11 protein-coding genes are annotated in these 12,670 nt (G+C 73.1%); 7 read left to right on the top strand and 4 right to left on the bottom strand.

Translation table 11 applies throughout. The annotated features are described in order from the left end of the window. Positions 1 to 3,689 (top strand): ATP-dependent RNA helicase HrpA (hrpA, locus tag H5J29_RS06915; RefSeq protein ID WP_181780074.1); only part of this gene is annotated, 3,689 nt, incomplete at its 5' end. A 112-nt stretch (positions 3,690 to 3,801) separates the two neighbouring features. Here hrpA and H5J29_RS06910 read toward each other — a convergent pair. Further along, positions 3,802 to 4,008, bottom strand: coding sequence for a DUF4287 domain-containing protein (locus H5J29_RS06910; protein ID WP_181780073.1), 207 nt, complete (start codon positions 4,006 to 4,008; stop codon positions 3,802 to 3,804). A 233-nt stretch (positions 4,009 to 4,241) separates the two neighbouring features. On the opposite strand from H5J29_RS06910, the gene H5J29_RS06905 reads away from it, so the two are divergent. The 6 genes from H5J29_RS06905 (at position 4,242) to H5J29_RS06880 (ending at position 10,622) form a co-directional block, all read left to right on the top strand. Next, positions 4,242 to 5,417, top strand: coding sequence for a Gfo/Idh/MocA family protein (locus tag H5J29_RS06905; protein WP_181780072.1), 1,176 nt, complete (start codon positions 4,242 to 4,244; stop codon positions 5,415 to 5,417). Then, positions 5,414 to 6,031 carry a Gfo/Idh/MocA family protein gene (locus H5J29_RS06900; RefSeq protein ID WP_181780071.1) on the top strand — a complete coding sequence of 206 codons (618 nt, stop codon included), beginning with the start codon at positions 5,414 to 5,416 and terminating at the stop codon, positions 6,029 to 6,031. The genes H5J29_RS06905 and H5J29_RS06900 overlap by 4 nt, the downstream gene beginning before the upstream one ends. After that, positions 6,028 to 7,062, top strand: coding sequence for a Gfo/Idh/MocA family protein (locus H5J29_RS06895; protein ID WP_181780070.1), 1,035 nt, complete (start codon positions 6,028 to 6,030; stop codon positions 7,060 to 7,062). The genes H5J29_RS06900 and H5J29_RS06895 overlap by 4 nt, the downstream gene beginning before the upstream one ends. Before the next feature lie 30 nt (positions 7,063 to 7,092). Further along, on the top strand, positions 7,093 to 8,511 hold the full coding sequence (locus H5J29_RS06890; protein WP_220187083.1) for a sugar porter family MFS transporter: 1,419 nt from the start codon (positions 7,093 to 7,095) through the stop codon (positions 8,509 to 8,511). A gap of 84 nt (positions 8,512 to 8,595) precedes the next feature. After that, a complete protein-coding gene (locus tag H5J29_RS06885; RefSeq protein ID WP_181780069.1) occupies positions 8,596 to 9,783 on the top strand; it encodes an acyl-CoA dehydrogenase family protein in 1,188 nt (395 codons plus the stop codon). Continuing rightward, positions 9,780 to 10,622, top strand: a complete 843-nt coding sequence (locus H5J29_RS06880; protein WP_312858096.1) for an alpha/beta fold hydrolase — start codon at positions 9,780 to 9,782, stop codon at positions 10,620 to 10,622. The genes H5J29_RS06885 and H5J29_RS06880 overlap by 4 nt, the downstream gene beginning before the upstream one ends. On the opposite strand, the gene H5J29_RS06875 is transcribed toward H5J29_RS06880, so the two are convergent. The 3 genes from H5J29_RS06875 to H5J29_RS06865 all read right to left on the bottom strand — a co-directional run. Continuing rightward, positions 10,619 to 10,993, bottom strand: a complete 375-nt coding sequence (locus tag H5J29_RS06875; RefSeq protein WP_312858095.1) for a rhodanese-like domain-containing protein — start codon at positions 10,991 to 10,993, stop codon at positions 10,619 to 10,621. The two genes, H5J29_RS06880 and H5J29_RS06875, sit on opposite strands and share 4 nt — an antisense overlap. After that, on the bottom strand, positions 10,990 to 11,478 hold the full coding sequence (locus H5J29_RS06870) for a cysteine dioxygenase (protein ID WP_312858094.1): 489 nt from the start codon (positions 11,476 to 11,478) through the stop codon (positions 10,990 to 10,992). Before H5J29_RS06870 ends, H5J29_RS06875 begins: the two co-directional genes overlap by 4 nt. Positions 11,479 to 11,697: 219 nt before the next feature. Next, on the bottom strand, positions 11,698 to 12,670 hold a 973-nt coding region (locus H5J29_RS06865), incomplete at its 5' end, for an ATP-binding protein (protein WP_181780068.1).

The raw sequence follows: 12,670 nt of genomic DNA, 5'->3' as shown, positions 1-12,670 counted from the left end.
AGGCACTGCCGGTCAGCGCGCGCCGCGAGGACATCGCCGCCGCGATCCGGGACAACCAGGTCGTGATCGTCGCCGGCGAGACCGGCTCCGGGAAGACCACCCAGCTCCCCAAGATCTGCCTGGAGCTGGGCCGCGGCATCACCGGGACGATCGGACACACCCAGCCGCGGCGGCTCGCCGCCCGCACGGTCGCGGGCCGCATCGCCGAGGAGCTGCACACCGAGCTCGGAGACGTCGTCGGCTGGAAGGTCCGGTTCAGCGACCACGTCGGTGACCGCACGCTGGTCAAGCTGATGACGGACGGCATCCTGCTCGCGGAGCTGACCGGCGACCGCGACCTGCTGCAGTACGACACACTGATCATCGACGAGGCGCACGAGCGCAGCCTCAACATCGACTTCATCCTGGGCTACCTGACCCAGCTGCTCCCCCGGCGTCCCGACCTGAAGGTGATCATCACCTCGGCCACGATCGACCCGGAGCGCTTCTCGCGGCACTTCGGCGACGCCCCGATCGTCGAGGTCTCCGGCCGCTCGTACCCCGTCGAGGTGCGCTACCGGCCCGTCGTGGACCCGGACGACCCGGACTCGGACCCGGACCGCCAGGAGATCGACGCCATCGCGGACGCGGTGAGCGAGCTCCGGCGCGAGGGCCCCGGCGACATCCTCGTGTTCCTGCCCGGTGAGCGGGAGATCCGGGACACCGAGAAGGCGCTGGCCGCGTTGGCCTTGCGCAACACCGAGATCCTCCCGCTCTACGCGCGACTGACCACGGCCGAGCAGCAACGGATCTTCGCCCCCCACGCGGGGAGCCGGATCGTGCTGTCCACCAACGTCGCCGAGACGTCCCTCACGGTCCCGGGCATCAAGTACGTGATCGACCCGGGCACGGCCCGCATCTCGCGGTACTCGCGGCGGCTCAAGGTGCAGCGGCTGCCGATCGAGAAGGTCTCGCAGGCGTCGGCGAACCAGCGCGCCGGACGCTGCGGACGGACGTCGGACGGCATCTGCATCCGGCTCTACGCCGAGGACGACTTCGACGCCCGCCCCGAGTTCACCGACCCGGAGATCCTGCGCACCAACCTCGCGTCGGTCGTGCTGCAGATGATCGCGCTGGAGCTGGGCGAGATCTCCGCGTTCCCGTTCGTGGAGCCGCCGGACAAGCGGGACGTCGCGGACGGTCTGGCGCTGCTCCACGAGCTCGGCGCGGTCGACCACGGCAACCTGACGACGGTGGGTCGGCAGCTCTCCCGGCTGCCCGTCGACCCCCGGCTCGGCCGGATGCTGGTGGAGGCCGACAAGACCGGATGCCTGCGGGAGGTGCTGGTCATCGCGGCGGCGCTGTCCGTGCAGGACCCGCGCGAGCGCCCCACCGAGCACCGGCAGGCCGCGGACGAGAAGCACAGCCGCTTCACGGCCGCGGGCTCGGACTTCCTCGCCTACACCGCGCTGTGGGAGTACCTCGCCGAGCAGCGGGAGGCGTTGAGCGGCAGCAGGTTCCGCCGCACCCTGCGCGAGGAGTACCTGCACTACCTGCGGATCCGCGAGTGGTGGGACCTGCACGGGCAGCTCAAGCAGGCCGCGCGCTCGGCGAAGATGACCGTGAACGACGCGCCCGCGGACCCGGACCGGATCCACCAGGCGCTGCTCGCCGGACTGTTGTCGCAGGTGGGGCTCCTGGAGGAGCGTGCAGAGAAGAAGGGCGACAAGCGGGTCTCCCGCGAGTACCTCGGCGCTCGCAACGCACGGTTCGCGATCTGGCCCGGCTCGGCGCTCGCGAAGAAGCCGCCGCGCTGGGTGATGGCCGCCGAGCTGGTCGAGACGTCCCGGCTGTGGGCGCGGACCGTCGCCTCGATCAAGCCGGAGTGGATCGAGCCGCTGGCCGGACATCTCGTCAAGCGGACGTACTCGGAACCCCGCTGGTCACGCAAGCGCGCGTCGGCCGTGGCGACCGAGCGGGTCACGCTGCACGGGATCCCGGTGATCGCGGACCGGACCGTGGACTTCGGGCGGGTCGACGCCGAGGTCTCCCGGGACCTCTTCCTGCGCCACGCGCTGGTCGAAGGTGACTGGGAGACGCGGCACCGCTTCTTCCGCGCGAACCGGGACCTGCTGGAGGACGCCGAGGAGCTGGAGCACCGCGCCCGCCGTCGCGACCTCGTGGTGGACGAGGACACGCTGTTCGCCTTCTACGACAAGCGGATCCCCGCCTCGGTGGTGTCGGGCCGGCACTTCGACTCGTGGTGGAGGAAGGCGTCCCGGGAGCAGCCCGACCTGCTCGACTTCACGGCGGAGATGCTGGAGACCGAGGCCGCGCGCGGGATCGACCGCACCGCGTACCCGGACCACGTCGCCGCGGGCGGGCTCACCCTGCCGCTGTCGTACGCGTTCGAGCCCGGGCACGTGTCCGACGGCGTGACCGTCGACGTCCCCGTCGCCGCCCTGCACCAGGTCGACCCGACGCCGTTCACCTGGCTCGTCCCCGGGCTGCGCGAGGAGCTGGTCACCGGGTTGATCAAGACGCTGCCGAAGGCGTTGCGCCGCAACTTCTCCCCCGCACCGGACCACGCCCGCGCCGTCCTCTCGCGACTGCAGGTGGGTGGCGAACCCCTGCTCGACGGGCTGGAGCGCGAGCTGGGGCGGATGCGGAACGTCGTGATCCGGCGCGAGGACTGGGAGCTCGAGCGGCTCCCGGACCACCTCGTCGTCACCTTCCGGGTGCTCGACGAGAAGGGCCGCGAGATCGGCCGGGGGACGGACCTGGAGAGGCTGCGGTCGGAGTTCGCGCCCCAGGTCCGCTCGGAGATCGCCGCAGCCGGGCGGGACATCGAGCGCACGGGGCTGGTCTCCTGGGACCTCGGCGAGCTGCCGCGCGAGCTCTCGATCCGGCGCGGTTCGCACGTCGTCACCGGCTTCCCGGGCTTGGTGGACCGGGGCACGTCCGTCGACGTCCGCGTGTTCGCGACGGCCGCGGAGCGGGACTCCGCGCACCGGCGCGGCGTCCGTCGGCTCCTGCTGCTCGCCACGCCGTCGCCGGCCAAGCAGGTGCAGCGCGGGCTGGACAACGCGACCAAGCTGATCCTGTCCCGCAACCCGCACGGCAGCGTCGCGGCGATGCTGGAGGACTGCGTGACCTGCGCGGCCGACCACCTGATCGCCCGCGCGGGCGGACCCTGTTGGGACACAGCGGGTTTCGAGCGCCTGAAGGCGGTGTTCGCCCAGCATCTCGGCAGCGCGACGATGCAGGTGCTGCAGGCCGTCCGCGCGGTACTGGACCGCTGGCACCCCGTGCAGGCGGCGCTGGCGGACCTGCGCTCCCCGGCCGTCCGCGAGGGGGCCGCGGACATCCGCGGACAGCTCGCCTCGCTGGTCGGGCCCGGCTTCGCGGAGGCGGCGGGGGCGTCCCGGCTCGCCGACGTCGCCCGCTACCTGCAGGCGACCGGCATCCGGATCGACAAGCTGCGCGTGGACCCGGCCCGGGACGCCGAGTGGACCGCCCAGGTCCGCGTCGTGGCAGACGAGTACGAGGCCGAGCTGGCGGCGCTACCCCCGGGCGTCGACCCGCCGGAGGGCCTGGCCGAGATCCGTTGGATGATCGAGGAGCTCCGCGTGAGCCTCTACGCCCACCCGATGAGGACCCGCTACCCCGTGAGCATCAAGCGCATCCAGAAGGCCCTCGACTCCCTCTGACCCGCGAGTCCCCCACTTCCGACGCGCGAGTCGGACACCGAGGCCCGCGAGTCCCCCACTCTCGACGCGCGAGTCGGACACTGAGGCCCGCGAGTCGGACCGTGGGGCGACGTCATTCCTCGGCCCGGACGTGGGCGACGAGGGCGTTCGCGTGCCCGTGGCCCAGGCCGTGCTCGCTCTTGAGCCAGTTCACGGTCTCCATGTGCTTCGCCGTGCCGCGCGTGCGGACGATCTCCAGCCACTCCTCGATCGGCTTTCCGTACTTCTTCTCGATCGAGGGGAAGTAGGACGCAGGGCCCTTCGTCGGCTGGTCCGCCATGGTTCACTCCGTTCGCCCGAGCGCCTGCCCACCGCCTGCGCCTCCTGTCGACCCTGCCGGCGACCCGATCTCATCGGTCCGACTCGCGCACTGTGGTGTCCGACTCGCGCGTCGAAAGTGTGGGACTCGCGGGTTGGGGGGCTCGCGGTGGACTTTGTCAGGACAATCTGTTGACCTCTCGTGGTCACCGGCTAGCCTGGGGCCATTCGGATCCCGCGACAACGGAGACCAGGATGACCGACCTCGCCGTACCCGCCCGACGCCCGCTGGGCGTGGGTGTCGCCGGGATGGGCTGGATGGGCCGGGTGCACACCATGGCCTACACCCGTGTGCTGCACCACTTCCCCGAGCTCCCGGTCGCCCCGCGGCTGGTCGCCGTCGCCGACGAGGTCCTCGGCCGCCCGGAGGAGGCGGCGGCGCGGTTCGGCTTCACCACGCCGACGAACGACTGGCGGGAGATCGCGGCGAACCCGGAGGTCGCGGTCGTCAGCATCGCGGCGCCCAACTTCCTGCACCGCGAGATCGGCGTCGCGATGGCGCAGGCGGGCAAGCACATCTGGATCGAGAAGCCCGTCGGCCTCACCAGCGAGGACGCCCGCGCGGTGGCCGACGCGGTGGCCGCGGCGGGGGTCCAGGGCGCCGTCGGGTTCAACTATCGCAACGCCCCCGCCGTCGAGGCCGCCAAGGCCATGGTCGAGACGGGCGAGCTCGGGACGATCACGCACGCCCGCTTCCGCTTCTTCAGCGACTACGCCGCCCACCCGGACGGCGCGCTGACCTGGCGCTACGAGCGCGGCCGCGGTGGCAGCGGGGTTCTGGGCGACCTCGCCGCCCACACCGCCGACCTGACCTACTACGTGCTCGGCGACCTGGAGTCGCTCGTCGCGGACACGGCGATCTTCATCCCGCGGCGGCCCAAGGCCTCCGGCGCCACGGCGGGCCACGTCCGCGCGACGGGCGGCGAGACCGGCCCCGTCGAGAACGAGGACTACGTCGGCGCCCTGGCCCGGACGACCGCGGGCGCGCGGGTCGTGCTCGAGGCCAGCCGGATCGCCGTCGGCGACCAGAACGCCTACGGCTTCGAGGTCCACGGCACCAAGGGCTCGCTGGCCTGGGACTTCCGCCGGATGAACGAGCTCGCGGTCGGCTCGGACGGCCTCTACCAGGACCAGCCGATGAGCACCCTGTACGTCGGCCCCGCGCACGGCGACTTCGGCGCCTTCCAGCCCGGTGCCGCCAACGCGATGGGCATGGACGACCTCAAGGTCATCGAGGCCGCACGGTTCCTGCGGTCCGTCGCGGAGGGCACCCCGTACGGCAGCACGCTCGCCGACGCGGTCCGCAGTGCCACCCTGCTCGACGCCATGGCCGAGTCCGCCGCCAAGCGTGCGTGGGTGAGCCTGGCATGAGGATCGGGGTCGTGGGCGCCGGGATCATGGGCACCGACCACGTCCGGACGCTGCACGGGCAGGTCAGCGGGGCGGAGGTCGGGCTCGTGGCCGACCTGGACCCGGACCGGGCGGCCGCGGCGGTCGCCGGGATCCCGGGTGCCGCGGTTCCGGCGGAGGTCGTCCGCGACTCCGACGCCGTCGTCGTCGCCTCCCACGGCTCCACGCACGCCGAGCCCACCCTCGCCCGCCTGGCCGCGGACACCCCCGTGCTGTGCGAGAAGCCACTGGCCCCGACCGTGGCCGAGTGCGCCCGGATCGTTGGGGCCGACAGGGGCCGGGGCCTGGTCACGCTCGGCTTCCTGCGCCGCTTCGACCCGGCGCACCTGGCGCTGAGGGCCGCGATCGCGGAGGTCGGCGAGCCGCTCGTGGTGCACTGCGTGAGCCGCAACGTGTCCTCGGCGCCCGGCTCGACCAGCGAGTCCAGCGTGACCACCTCCTGGGTCGACGGCCTGCGCGCAGGATCCCCGAGCCCACTCGCGTCCGCACAGGATGGTCTGCGCGCCACCGCCGTGGCCGACGCCGTCGTCGCGTCCATGAAGGACGGCGGACGCACCGTGGCGGTGGCCGGATGAGGGCGCTCCCCGAGCCCCGCATCCCGGACCCGCGTACCGCACCCGTGCTGCGCTGGGGTGTGCTCGGCACCGGCTGGATCGCGGAGCGGTTCGTGGACACGGTGCAGCGCAACACCTCTCAGCGCTTCACCGCCGTCGGCTCCCGCAGCCAGGACGCCGCGGACCGCTTCGCCGCAGGGCACGGGATCGCGCGGGCCCACGGCTCCTACGCCGCGCTCGTCGAGGACCCGCAGGTCGACGTCGTCTACGTCGCCTCGCCGCACACCAGCCACCGCGACCACGCCCTGCTCGCCCTGGAGGCGGGCAAGCACGTGCTGGTCGAGAAGCCGCTCGCGCTCGACGCGGCACAGGCGGGCGAGATCGCGGCGGCCGCCGGGGCCCGCGGACTCTTCGCCGCCGAGGCACTGTGGACCTTCTTCCTGCCGCGCTACGACGTCGTCCGGCAGCTCCTGGGGTCCGGCGCGCTGGGCACGGTCCGCTCGGTGCAGGCGGAGTACGGCGAGGCGTTCGCGCCGGACCACCGGATCTTCCGCACCGACCTGGCGGGCGGCCCGCTGCTCGACCTCGGCACCTACCCGCTCTCGTTCGTGACCTGGGTGCTCGGCGCACCCGAGACCGTGCTCGCCACCGCGCAGCCGCACCCGAGCGGTGTGCACGGCCAGCTCGCGGCGCTGCTCACCGACCGCGCGGGCAACCAGGGCCTCGTCCACACCACGCTGTACGGGTTCACCCCGACGGGCGCCACGGTCGTCGGCACCGAGGGTGTCCTGACGCTGCCCGGTCCCTTCCCGCAGCCCGGCCCGGTCGTGCTCGACACCCGCGCGGGCCGACTGACCTGGACCGAACCCGCCGTCGGCCACGAGGGCCTGTACTTCGAGGCTGCCGAGGTCGCCCGCCGCATCGCCGACGGCCACACCGACACCCCGCTCCGCACCCTCCCCGATTCGGTGGTCACCCTGGCCGCAGCCGACCGGATCCGGGCGCGGTCCGGCATCGTGTTCCCCCACGAGCACCCCGTTCCGACGAGCTGAGACCCGCCCGTCGCCGCCGAAAGGACCCGCATGTCCGGCTCACCAGCCGCCGCCCCGATGTCCCTGCCGCCCGACACGGCGGGCCCGCACAACCGGCGTCTGGGGCTCATCGCCCTGGTCGCCACGTTCGGCGGCCTGCTGTTCGGCTACGACACGGGCGTGATCAACGGGGCGCTGGAGCCGTTGAAGCGTGACCTGGGCCTGACGTCGTTCACCGAGGGCTTCGTGGTCAGCATCCTGATCATCGGGGCGGCGTTCGGCGCGCTCGTCGGCGGCACGCTGTCCGACCGGTTCGGCCGCAGGCACAACATCCTCCTGCTCGCGGCGATCTTCCTGGTCGGCACGATCGCGTGCGCGCTCGCGCCCACCTGGCCGATCCTGGCCGTCGGGCGGTTCGTGCTCGGGCTCGCCGTGGGCGGTGCGTCCGCGACGGTGCCGGTGTACCTGTCCGAGATCTCGCCGTTCGAGCGCCGCGGCAGCCTGGTCACCCGCAACGAGGTCATGATCGTCAGCGGCCAGTTCGCGGCGTTCGTGGTCAACGCGGTCATCTACCAGGTCTGGGGCGAGAACGACTGGATCTGGCGGATCATGCTGCTGGTCGCGGTGCTGCCCGCGATCGGGCTGCTGGTCGGCATGCTGTTCCTGCCCGAGAGCCCGCGCTGGCTGATCAGCCGGGACCGTCAGGACGAGGCGCTCGGCGTGCTCAAGCAGGTCCGGTCCGCCGAGCGGGCCGAGGCGGAGCTGGCCGAGGTCCGGCTGCTGGCCCACCAGGAGCGGGTCTCGCACACCGGCGGCACGGCCGACCTGGCCGTCCGCTGGGTGCGCAGGCTGATCCTCATCGGCGTCGGACTGGGCGTGTTCCAGCAGTTCACCGGCATCAACTCGGTGATGTACTACGGCACGCAGCTGCTCACCGACGCCGGCTTCTCCGCCGACTCCGCGATCGTGGCGAACACGGCCAACGGCCTGTTCAGCGTCCTGGGCATCACCGTGGGCATCATGCTGATCAACCGGGTGCCGCGCAGGCTGATGCTGATCGGCGGCTTCAGCCTCACCACCGTCTTCCACCTGCTGATCGGCATCAGCGCGGTCGCGGTGCCGGACGGACCCGTCAAGGCCTGGCTGATCCTCGTCTTCGTGGTGCTGTTCGTGTTCTGCATGCAGGGCACCATCGGTCCGTTGGTCTGGCTCCTGCTGGCGGAGATCTTCCCGCTGAAGATCCGCAGCTTCGCGATGGGCGTCTGCGTGTTCGCGCTGTGGATCGCCAACGCCCTGGTGGCCTTCGCCTTCCCGCCGGTGGTGGCGGCGCTGGGCATCGCCCCGACCTTCTTCATCTTCGCCGCCCTGGGCCTGGTGGCGATCGTGTTCGTGTACCGCACCGTCCCCGAGACCCGCGGCCAGACCCTGGAGGAGTTCGAGGCGGGCTTCAAGGCGCGCTGGGCCGGATAGGCCGCGGCCCGCCCGTCATCCCCTCCGCTCTCGCCCGGCGACGCCGGCGGGCGGCCCGAGGCCCGACCTGACACCCTGGGTCCCATGGAGTACGCCCATCTCGGCGAGGCGCTGGGCACGGACTTCTTCTCGGTGCGCGAGCAGTTCACCGAGGAGCAGTGGTCCCGGTTCGTCACGGTCCGGAAGTTCGTCGACAACGAGGTCCTGCCCGACGTCGGGGAGTACTGGGAGCGGGCCGAGGTGCCCTGGCACCTGGTCCGGCGGCTGCCCGAGCTGGGCATCGTGGGCGAGACGATCACCGGCCACGGCGCCGCCGGGATGAGCCCGCTCGCGTGCGGACTGGTCCACATGGAGCTCCACCGCGGCGACGGTTCGCTGGGCACCGTGCTCGGGGTCCACGCCGGACTCGCCATGCAGTCGATCGCGATGTGCGGCAGCGAGGAGCAGAAGCAGCGCTGGCTGCCCTCGATGTCCACGATGGAGCGACTCGGCGCGTTCGCGCTCACCGAGCCGGAGCACGGCTCGGACTCCGTGGCCCTGGAGACGACCGCGGAGCGCGACGGCGACCACTGGGTCCTGCGCGGCACCAAACGCTGGATCGGCAACGGCGCCGTGGCCGACCTCGTCGTCGTCTGGGCGCGGGACACCGGCGACGGCGAGGTCAAGGGCTTCGTCGTCGAGACCCCCGCCGAGGGGTACGAGGCCACGGTGATCACCGGCAAGGTGTCGCTGCGCGCGATCCACCAGGCGGACATCGTGCTCGACGGGGTGCGGGTTTCTGAGGAGAACCGGCTCGCGGAGGGACACACCTTCGCCGACTGCGCCCGCGTCCTCGCCACGACCCGCGGCATCTGCGCGTGGATGGCGCTCGGCCACGCCACCGCGGGCTACGACGCCGCCCTGCGCTACGTCCAGGGCCGCACGCAGTTCGGCAGACCGCTGGCCTCCTTCCAGATCGTGCAGGAACGGCTGGTGCAGATGCTCGCCGACCTCACCGGCATGCAGCTCTACTGCATGCAGATCGGCAGGCTCGCCGAGGCCGGGCGGCTCTCGCCCACGGTCGCCGGGCTCGCCAAGATGAACAACACCAGGGCGGCCCGCCGTCTGCTCAGCACGGCCCGGGACATGCTGGGTGGCAACGGGATCCTGCTCGACCACCACGTCGCACGGCACTGGGCGGACATCGAGGCCATCCACACGTTCGAGGGCACCGAGACGATGCAGGCGCTGATCGTGGGCAAGGACGTGACCGGCATCGGCGCCTTCGCGTGAGCGCCCACCCCCAGGGCGGTGCGCACATCGCACGCCTGCCCGACGGGCGCGAGCTGTTCTACCGCGAGCTGCCGGGCGGCGGGCCGACCGTGGTCTTCGAGGCCGGGCGCGGGGCGACGCGGTCGACCTGGGGGCTCGTCCAACCGCCGGTGGGTGTCCGGGTGCGCGCCGTCGCGTACGACCGCTCCGGCCTGGGGGCCAGCCCGGCGACCGCGGGTCCACGACGGCTGCAGGCCCTCGCCACGGACCTCGGCGCGCTGCTGGACCACCTCGGCGACGGGCCGTTCGTGCTGGTCGGGCACAGCTGGGGCGGGCCGGTCGTGCGGCTCGCCGCGGCGGCGCGCCCGGATCGCGTGCGAGGACTCGTGCTCGTCGACCCGACGGACGAGGCCTGCCCCGGCTACTTCACGCCCCGGTTCGCGAGCAGGGAGGTCACGCAGAACCGGCTGCTGCCCCCGATCGCGCGGACGGGCCTGCTGCGCCGCGCCTTCGCCCCCGCCCTGCGCGCGCTCCCGCCGGTGGTCCGCGCGGAGGCGCGGGCCGAGTCCTACACCCCGGCCGCGGTGGCCACGCTGGTCGCGGAGGGCGAGGCGACCGTCGCGGACCTGCAGGCGCTGCTCGACGCCCCGCCGGACCTCGGCGACCTTCCCGTCACCGTCGTGTCCGGCACGCGGGCAGCGGGCCTGGGGAGACGGAACCGGGCAGAGCTCGTCGAGGCGCACGCCTCCCGGGCCTCGACCTCGCCGCACGGCAGGCACGTCCGCGCCGAGCGCTCCGGGCACCTCGTGATGCTGACCGAGCCCGAGCTCCTCGTCTCCGAGATCGCGCGGTTCTCCTAGCGGACCGGCAGCCCGGAGGCCTTCCACGCCCGGAAGCCGCCGTCGAGGTCGGTGGCCCGGTGGAGGCCCAGCTCCTGGAGGGAGGCGGCGGCGAGGCTCGAGGTGTAGCCCTCGGAGCACGCGACGATCCACACCTGGTCGTCGTCGACGGCCTCGGGGATCCTCGCGTCCGACGTCGGGTCCAGCCGCCACTCCAGGTGGTTGCGCTCGATCACCAGTGCCTCGGCGAACTCGCCCTCCTGCTCGCGCTGCCAGCCCGGCCGGATGTCCACGAGCCGGGCCCCGTCCGCGAGGAGCAGGGCGGCCTCGGTGGGACCCACCCGGTCGAGCCGGGTGCGCGCCGCCGCCAGCATCTCGTCGATCCTGCTCACGCGCTGACCTTCTCCGGCTCGTCCGTGAGCTCGGTGCGGGTGCGGCGGAGGAAACCGCCGGGGGCCACGTCGTAGTAGCTCATCGCCGTGAGCGGCGGGGAGTAGGCGTGCACGCTCACCGCCGGGGTGGCTTCCACGTTGCCGACGTCGTGCACGTGGCCGAGCGGGAAGGCGGCCCCGCGGCCCGCGGCGATCGACCGGGACCGCAGACCCTCGCCCCGCACCCAGCGCTGCTCCACGAGCAGCCCCGACACCACGGTCAGCGCGCCGAGGGAGCCCGCGTGGTCGTGCAGCTCGGCCGCCTGGTCGGTGGCCCAGGAGATCAGCCAGACGTCCACGACGTCGTCGGCGACGAGCCTGCGGGACCACCGGTGGACGGGGTCGATGTGCACCGAGTGCTCCCCGCGGCGGACCGCGTCCGCATAGCGGCGGGTCAGGTCGGTCAGATCGGTGAGGGACAGCGGCGTGGGCGCGTGCGTGCGCACGAGACTTCTCCAGGAGTGAGGACGGACCGAGCGGGATTCAGCTCGGGCGTCGACAGCACTCGTCGAAGACGTGCCCGCGACGGCTCTCCCAGATGGGGCCGAGGGTCCAGGCGGGCATCACGCACGCAGTGCAACACACCGGAGACCGGAAGGAAACACCGCTCTCAGGGCGCGGAACCGCCGGTAAATGTCCGGTCAGCACGCAGGGTCCGCCGTCGCTCACTCCGAGCCGATCAGGGTGTCCAACCCGGCCAGCACCAGGATCCGGCGGGCGGGGCTGTCCGAGGCCGTGACGACCGACAGGTCCGTGCCCGCCGAGCGGGCCCGCTGCGCCAGCTCGGAGAGCAGCGCGATGCCCGCGCTGGACACGTACGTGTCCGTGGCGAGGGTGAGGATCAGCGGGCCGCCCCGGTCCAGCTCGGCGAGCAGGTCGGCACGCACCGCGGCCACTCCCACCAGGTCGAGGTCGCCCTCGACGTGCAGCCGGACCGTGTGCGCGTCGGCCCATCGGCGCAGCCGGGCGGCCTGCGGCGGCGCGTCCTCGGCGGGGGCGTCCGCGGGGCCGGGGAGCCGCACGCCGACCTCGACCGGCATCGCGGGCATCCGGAACCACACCTCGGTCCCGTCGTCCGCCGGCAGCACCTCCACGTCCACCGCCAGCTCCCGGATCAGCGCCAGTCCGCGACCGCGGTAGCCCGGGTCCTCGGGTGGTGGACGCCACACCCCGCCGTCGGCGACCCGGACCGCGACCGACCCGTCCTGCCGCAGCTCCAACGACAGCGTGACGGCGTCGGCGCCGGGGTCCGGAGCACCCCGGTACGCGTGCTCGACGGCGTTCGTCACCGCCTCCCCGACGGCGAGCTGGAGGTCGGTGGTCCCGTCCGCGTCCAGCCCGCACGCGCCCGCCCAGTCCGCGATGGCCCGGCGCATCGGCGCGAGGCACTCCGGCGCGGCCGGCATCGTCCTGGTCAGCGGCTCGGGGACCCGGCGGGCCAGCACGACCACGGTGTCGTCCGGGGCGCCGCCCTCGTCGAGCATCCGCTCGAGCAGCGCGTCGACCATGTCCGGCGGGCGGTGGTGGGCGAGCTCGGCGAAGGTCTCGGACAGCCGGTCCAGGCCGTCGTCGACGACCTCGGAGCGGCGCTCGAACAGCCCGTCGGAGCACAGCAGGATGGTCTCGCCCGGGGCGATC

Origin of the sequence: Pseudonocardia pini, assembly GCF_013870575.1 — a bacterium.
GTDB classification, from domain to species: domain Bacteria; phylum Actinomycetota; class Actinomycetes; order Mycobacteriales; family Pseudonocardiaceae; genus Pseudonocardia; species Pseudonocardia pini.
This window is presented reverse-complemented; position numbering and strand designations above follow the sequence as displayed.

Bases quoted from the DNA above. Each gene is read 5' to 3' on its own strand.
- H5J29_RS06910 (WP_181780073.1), bottom strand. From the start codon at position 4,008: ATGGCGGACCAGCCGACGAAGGGCCCTGCGTCCTACTTCCCCTCGATC.
- H5J29_RS06905 (WP_181780072.1), top strand. From the start codon at position 4,242: ATGACCGACCTCGCCGTACCCGCCCGACGCCCGCTGGGCGTGGGTGTC.
- H5J29_RS06900 (WP_181780071.1), top strand. From the start codon at position 5,414: ATGAGGATCGGGGTCGTGGGCGCCGGGATCATGGGCACCGACCACGTC.
- H5J29_RS06895 (WP_181780070.1), top strand. From the start codon at position 6,028: ATGAGGGCGCTCCCCGAGCCCCGCATCCCGGACCCGCGTACCGCACCC.
- H5J29_RS06890 (WP_220187083.1), top strand. From the start codon at position 7,093: ATGTCCGGCTCACCAGCCGCCGCCCCGATGTCCCTGCCGCCCGACACG.
- H5J29_RS06885 (WP_181780069.1), top strand. From the start codon at position 8,596: ATGGAGTACGCCCATCTCGGCGAGGCGCTGGGCACGGACTTCTTCTCG.